This is a genomic window from Bifidobacterium sp., assembly GCF_050874245.1.
In the GTDB taxonomy this organism is placed as follows: Bacteria; Actinomycetota; Actinomycetes; order Actinomycetales; family Bifidobacteriaceae; genus Bifidobacterium.
On sequence record NZ_JBNMKH010000097.1, the window covers coordinates 1 to 5,350 of the forward strand.

Here is a 5,350-nt window from a genome sequence, read left to right on the forward strand (position 1 = left end):
GACGCGTACATCGTGCACTGGAACACCAGACGACGCCAGATACGACTCGAGGGACGCACCCCGGAGGAGTTCCGGGGCATGTCCCTCGCGGTCTAGGGCTGTATCCTAATTAACAGCGTCCAACAATCGGGGCGCAGTTCAAAGCGGGATGGCCCTTTTATTGTTTGAGGGGGAATGATGTTTCCGGCGTTTCTTTATTGTGATCGACGTGTTGCGTTTTCTTATGGGTTTGCAGAATCCTAACGCGGCTGTCCGCATCGTGAATGGTGATTCGTATGGCCGCATGCGGCGGATATACTGGGCTACGGCGATGGAACTCGCCTGAAGCCCTTACGGGTTTCGAACCGCAATTCCGCTGATGGTTCCTACGGCATGGGGTGTGCTGTACCCTATGGCATTCAGCGGCTGCGGTAATGCCGTCCGTTTGTGTCTGCCATGTGGTGCGGCGCCTCGTTGAGAAGAGGATGCATGGCACGACAACATATCATTCGGCTTGATCTTGTATGCGTGGTGTTTCTCGGCGGATGCGTCGGCACCGCATTGCGCTACGCCTGTTCGAATATTCCCGATTACGGTGCGTTCCACATAGGTACATTCGCGGCGAATATGGTCGCCTGCTTTGTATATGCGACGCTTTCGGCATGGCTGGGAGGAACCCGCAGAATCGCAGGACGGGCGAAGGAATATGTGAACCGTGGATTTGGCATGGGCATGTGCGGAGGTCTGTCCACCATGTCCACCCTCGCCTTGGAGGAATTCGTTATGTTGCATGGCGGCAGAACCTTGGATTGCATGGCATACTGCTGCGCGACCTTCATCGTCGGATGCGCGCTGGCATATGCCGGAGCGCTTGTCGGCTCGCATATCGCCGATTCGGAACGAGATGACAGGCGTGATGCGTCGGATGGCGAGGTGGACCGATGAACGTGATCATCACCATATCGGTATGCCTTTTCGGCGGTTTCGGCGCCGCCGTCCGATACATCTGCGATTCCTGTATCAAAGCCCATTGGCATAAGGCTTTCCCTTTGTCGACGTTCGTCATCAATGTCGTAGCCGGTTTTCTGGCGGGTGTGGTCGCGGGACTGTACGCGCGTCGGTCCATGCCGGATGCTGCGCATGTATTGCTGGCGACCGGCTTTCTTGGCGGATTCTCCACATTCTCGACCATGATGAATGAATCCGTGACGTTGGTGCGCGGTGGCCGGTTCGCGGTGTTCATGGGATACATGCTCACATCGGTTGCGGTTCCCGTGGCCGCCGCGGCATTGGGGTATGCCGTCGTCTGAGACCGGGGAGTGGCGTGGATCATGGCGTCCGCCTTTGCCATGGCTTGATCGATTGCTGTCCGAATCGTTCGATATGACATGGATTCTCGTGGGAAATCAGAAAAAACTATTGCCTTTTCCTTGTTCCACCGATACATTGGTGGCTGGCCCATCCAAGCAATAGCGAAAGGACCCACTATGACGCAACGGAACACCTCGACCAAGTCGAAGCATCTGGATGTTCCCGATCTCATCATGATCGGAGTGTTCACCGCCTTGTATTTCGTGTTGGTCGCCGTGGCCACGCTGTTCAGTTCCGTCGTCCTGATGGGGTTCGGCATGATCCTTCTTCCCGCGGTCGCCGCGTTGATCTGCGGTTGCGTGTACATGCTCATGGTCGCCCGGGTCGGAAAATTCGGCGCGATCAGCGTGATGGGCATCGTCGTCGGACTGTTCTTGTTCGTGTCCGGGCACTTCATTCTCTCCCTTGCCGCAAGCATCGTGTTTCCTGTCATCGCCGATGTCATAGCGCGTGCTGGGAATTATCGGAACAAAGCGGGAATCCTGGCAAGCTATGTCGTGTTCTGCTACGGACTCACCGGTCCGATCCTGCCATTGTGGTTCATGAAGGATGCGTATGTGGCCAGTTTGCAGGCACGTGGCAAGGACGCGTCCTATATCGATGGTGTTTTCGCGCATGTCAATGCCGGTACGTTTGTCATCGCCATGGCGGCGATACTCGTATGCGCGTTGCTTGGAGGCTGGTTCGGACAGCGTATGCTGAAGAAGCATTTCGCGAAAGCCGGCATCATCTGATGGCCTTGGATCCAAGAGCCAAACTGTACTTGGTGGCGTTGGCCAATCTTCTGTTGTTCTTCCATGTCGACGTGGCTGTTGAGGCTCTTACGATGCTGCTGCTCCTGCTGCCATTGGCCATTGCGGGAAAATGGACGGTCGCGGCGCGTCTCGGATGCATCTATCTTTTGCTGTTGGCGGGGACGTGGGCGTCAACGCTCGATGATGACGGCGGCTGGCTGCATATGCTTGGATTGCCGTGCGTCGGAATCCGGATGATGATGCCTTGTCTGGTCGCCGGCATATACGCATTCGCCACGACCACGGCCAGCCAATTCATATGTGCCTTACGACGTATGCGCGTTCCCGAGGTGATCGTGATCCCATGCGTCGTATGCATCCGTTTTTTCCCGACGATTCATGACGATTACCATCAGATTCGAGATGCGATGGCATTGCGCGGCATTGCCCAAGGATCGTTCGCTTTGCTTCGCCATCCGGCGCAGTCATTGGAATATATCCTTATGCCGCTGCTGATGAATGCCACGGGCGTTGCTCAGGATCTGTCCGTCGCCGCGTTGACCAAAGGCATCGGCATCAGTGGGCCGCATACGTGCCATACCGAAATCCGCATGTGCAAGATCGACTGGGCGTGGATGTTCATCTGCACGGTTCCTCTGGCATTGGGTATTGGGGGCGCATGGTGAGTGTCGGAAATGAGACGGATCGCGCGGTCGCATGGACGCGACGATGCTCATTCGCATACCGTGCCGACGAAGCGGATAAGGCCGACGCGTTAAGCGATGTCAGCTGCACCATATCGCGTGGCGAAATCGTCGTATTATGCGGACAAAGCGGTTGCGGGAAAACCACGTACACGCGTCTGCTCAATGGTCTGATACCTGGTTTCCATTCCGGTGATCTGCGGGGCTCCCATGTGACCTGCGGAATCCAAGCAGGATCGGCTCCCGTGGAAAGCTATGTGGGCCGGGTCGGCAGCGTGTTTCAGAATCCGAAAACCCAGTACTTCAATGCCGAATCCACCGACGAATTGGCGTTCCCCTGTGAGAATGTGGGCATGCCTCCGGCTCGGATTCGGCAACGCGTGCAAGATGTCGCCGAGCGTTTCCACGTCAGACATCTACTGGATCGTCGAATCATGACGCTTTCAGGTGGCCAGAAGCAGCAGCTTGCCGTGGCGGCGTCGACCATGCTGGCTCCCAGCCTGATCGTCATGGATGAGCCGACAAGCAATCTGGATATGCCGGCGATTCGTCGGCTGCATGACATGGTCGCCGAATTGAGGGACGATGGAATGACCATCGTCATCGCCGAACATCGCCTAGCATGGTGCGCGGATTTGGCCGACCGCTTCATAGTGTTCGACCACGGTGCGATCCGCGGCGAATACAAGGCATCCGATTTCCGGACAATGCCCGAACAACGTATCGCGGAATTGGGATTGCGCGCCCTTGACGACGAACCGTACAGGATTGCCGTGCATCGCAAGCTGCGGCATGCCAGAACTGTATCCGATGCGGATGAAAGACGGGCCGTCATCGGCGTGCGCGGTCTGAGCGTGGGACATGCGAAACGGGGCTTCCTGGGCCGTAAGACGCCCGTGTTCGCACGGGACATTCCCGATTTTGACATTCATGAAGGTGAGATTCTCGGTCTTATGGGACCGAACGGGGTAGGCAAAAGCACTTTGGCGCGCACATTGTGCGGTCTCGCCTCTCCGTTGGACGGCATGGTGCTGTTGAACGGCGTGGAAGCCGGTCGCAATGCCTTGACCCGTTCAGGGTTCCTTGTCATGCAAGACGTCAATTACCAGCTGTTCTCCGACAGTGTTCGCGAGGAGGCGCTACTGGGACTTGATGAAATGGATGCCGAAGTACGTGACCGATGCGATGCCGTGCTGCGGGATCTTGACTTATTGGATTGCGCACGGCGACATCCTATGAGCCTGTCCGGAGGGCAGAAGCAGAGACTTGCCATTGCCTGCGCGCTGATGAGCGGCAAACGGTTCATCGTTCTTGATGAGCCGACCAGCGGGCTGGATCGGCTGCACATGACCCAGGTCGGCGGGCTCCTGCGCAAACTTGCCGACAACGGCAAGGCGGTGCTGGTCGTGACGCATGACTATGAGCTTGCCGCCCAGTGGTGCGACGGCGTCATAACGCTGGAGAACGAATCCTATGACGAACCTGAAGAAAGGGGGCATCCGGCATGAATTTCGATGTGAATGATTGGCTGGGGGATTGGATCAGCTTCGAGCATCTGATCGACAGTCGTGATCCGAACTTGGAACGGGCCTGGAAGGATTCCACGGAAGCCATGCGTTCCAAACCGTTGTTCGCAATCATGATGCTTGGCGATGCGCGGCGCTTCTGGTCGAAGGCATGCAGGACCTCGGGCAGGGAGAGACGGGACCGCATTGGCGGATGGCATATCGATCGGCTGCCGGCTGCCGGCGACGATGATGGTGTCGCAGGTTTCCGCCTGACCTGGTTGGATGAGGGGCGCAAGCCTATCGCAACGCATGAATATCGTCTCGACCACATGCATGATAAAGGACTGGAAGGCAAGCCCTGCTATGTGTTCCATGCGATTGATGCCGTCATCTCCGATCCATTCGCCGTGCTTGTCGCGATGGATCCCATGCCCGAACGTTCCGCGCTCGGACATGGGGGACTGCTCAGCCATCTTCATTTTCAGTACGCCTCCGATGAAAGCAAGCTCATCAAAGGCAAGGGGAGGCAAGCCACGCTACGCCATCGCATGTGGTATCCCACGATGTGCGCAGCCGAAGGAACGCTGCTCGATCAATGCAACATCGTGCGTGCGCTGCATCGCCTTCAGGCATGGAAGGAACTGCCCATTCCACCATCGGACCGACCTTGGATGGGGAACGGGCGGCGACCACATCGCACGCCGATCACAGGTAACGTCCTGTGATGCTTTCCGGACATGCGGCGACCAGCGATGGGGATCCCGCACATACCACGCGTCCGCCCGCATCTCCGCCGCCCGGACCCATGTCCACCACATAATCCGCGTTCGTGATCACATCCAGATCATGTTCGATGACGATCACTGTGGCGCCACTCTCCACAAGCTCGTCGAACACGCGCAGCAGCACCTGGACGTCAAGCGGATGCAGACCGATCGTCGGCTCGTCGAACACGAACACCGCATCATGCTGCTTCCGTCCCATCTCACTGGCCAATTTCAGACGTTGGGCCTCCCCGCCGGAAAGCGCCGGCGTCGGCTCTCCCAATGCAAGA

Annotated in this window: 7 protein-coding genes, 1 pseudogene and 1 riboswitch; of the genes and pseudogenes, 7 read left to right on the forward strand and 1 reads right to left on the reverse strand. The window is 57.5% G+C overall.

The features are described from left to right. The 7 genes from ACR0P8_RS08420 to ACR0P8_RS08450 form a co-directional block, all read left to right on the forward strand. Positions 1–96 (forward strand): IS3 family transposase (locus tag ACR0P8_RS08420; RefSeq protein ID WP_432624652.1); only part of this gene is annotated, 96 nt, incomplete at its 5' end. A gap of 201 nt (positions 97–297) precedes the next feature. Further along, a riboswitch (Fluoride riboswitch) is annotated at positions 298–375 on the forward strand. Positions 376–468: 93 nt separating this feature from the next. Continuing rightward, on the forward strand, positions 469–924 hold the full coding sequence (locus tag ACR0P8_RS08425) for a fluoride efflux transporter FluC (protein WP_432624646.1): 456 nt from the start codon (positions 469–471) through the stop codon (positions 922–924). Continuing rightward, positions 921–1,289 carry a fluoride efflux transporter FluC gene (locus ACR0P8_RS08430; protein WP_432624647.1) on the forward strand — a complete coding sequence of 123 codons (369 nt, stop codon included), beginning with the start codon at positions 921–923 and terminating at the stop codon, positions 1,287–1,289. The genes ACR0P8_RS08425 and ACR0P8_RS08430 overlap by 4 nt, the downstream gene beginning before the upstream one ends. Before the next feature lie 177 nt (positions 1,290–1,466). Next, positions 1,467–2,084 carry an MptD family putative ECF transporter S component gene (locus tag ACR0P8_RS08435; RefSeq protein WP_432624648.1) on the forward strand — a complete coding sequence of 206 codons (618 nt, stop codon included), beginning with the start codon at positions 1,467–1,469 and terminating at the stop codon, positions 2,082–2,084. Beyond that, on the forward strand, positions 2,084–2,770 hold the full coding sequence (locus tag ACR0P8_RS08440) for an energy-coupling factor transporter transmembrane component T family protein (protein WP_432624649.1): 687 nt from the start codon (positions 2,084–2,086) through the stop codon (positions 2,768–2,770). Before ACR0P8_RS08435 ends, ACR0P8_RS08440 begins: the two co-directional genes overlap by 1 nt. Continuing rightward, on the forward strand, positions 2,764–4,296 hold the full coding sequence (locus ACR0P8_RS08445; protein ID WP_432624650.1) for an ABC transporter ATP-binding protein: 1,533 nt from the start codon (positions 2,764–2,766) through the stop codon (positions 4,294–4,296). The genes ACR0P8_RS08440 and ACR0P8_RS08445 overlap by 7 nt, the downstream gene beginning before the upstream one ends. Further along, positions 4,293–5,021 carry a hypothetical protein gene (locus ACR0P8_RS08450; RefSeq protein WP_432624651.1) on the forward strand — a complete coding sequence of 243 codons (729 nt, stop codon included), beginning with the start codon at positions 4,293–4,295 and terminating at the stop codon, positions 5,019–5,021. Before ACR0P8_RS08445 ends, ACR0P8_RS08450 begins: the two co-directional genes overlap by 4 nt. Here the strand turns inward: ACR0P8_RS08450 and ACR0P8_RS08455 are convergent. Continuing rightward, positions 5,002–5,350, reverse strand: a pseudogene (locus tag ACR0P8_RS08455) (excinuclease ABC subunit A); the annotation flags it as partial. The gene ACR0P8_RS08450 and the pseudogene ACR0P8_RS08455 sit on opposite strands and share 20 nt — an antisense overlap.

Excerpts from the sequence above, each read along its gene's own strand:
- ACR0P8_RS08425 (WP_432624646.1), top strand. The coding sequence starts at position 469 with ATGGCACGACAACATATCATTCGGCTTGATCTTGTATGCGTGGTGTTT.
- ACR0P8_RS08430 (WP_432624647.1), top strand. The coding sequence starts at position 921 with ATGAACGTGATCATCACCATATCGGTATGCCTTTTCGGCGGTTTCGGC.
- ACR0P8_RS08435 (WP_432624648.1), top strand. The coding sequence starts at position 1,467 with ATGACGCAACGGAACACCTCGACCAAGTCGAAGCATCTGGATGTTCCC.
- ACR0P8_RS08440 (WP_432624649.1), top strand. The coding sequence starts at position 2,084 with ATGGCCTTGGATCCAAGAGCCAAACTGTACTTGGTGGCGTTGGCCAAT.
- ACR0P8_RS08445 (WP_432624650.1), top strand. The coding sequence starts at position 2,764 with ATGGTGAGTGTCGGAAATGAGACGGATCGCGCGGTCGCATGGACGCGA.
- ACR0P8_RS08450 (WP_432624651.1), top strand. The coding sequence starts at position 4,293 with ATGAATTTCGATGTGAATGATTGGCTGGGGGATTGGATCAGCTTCGAG.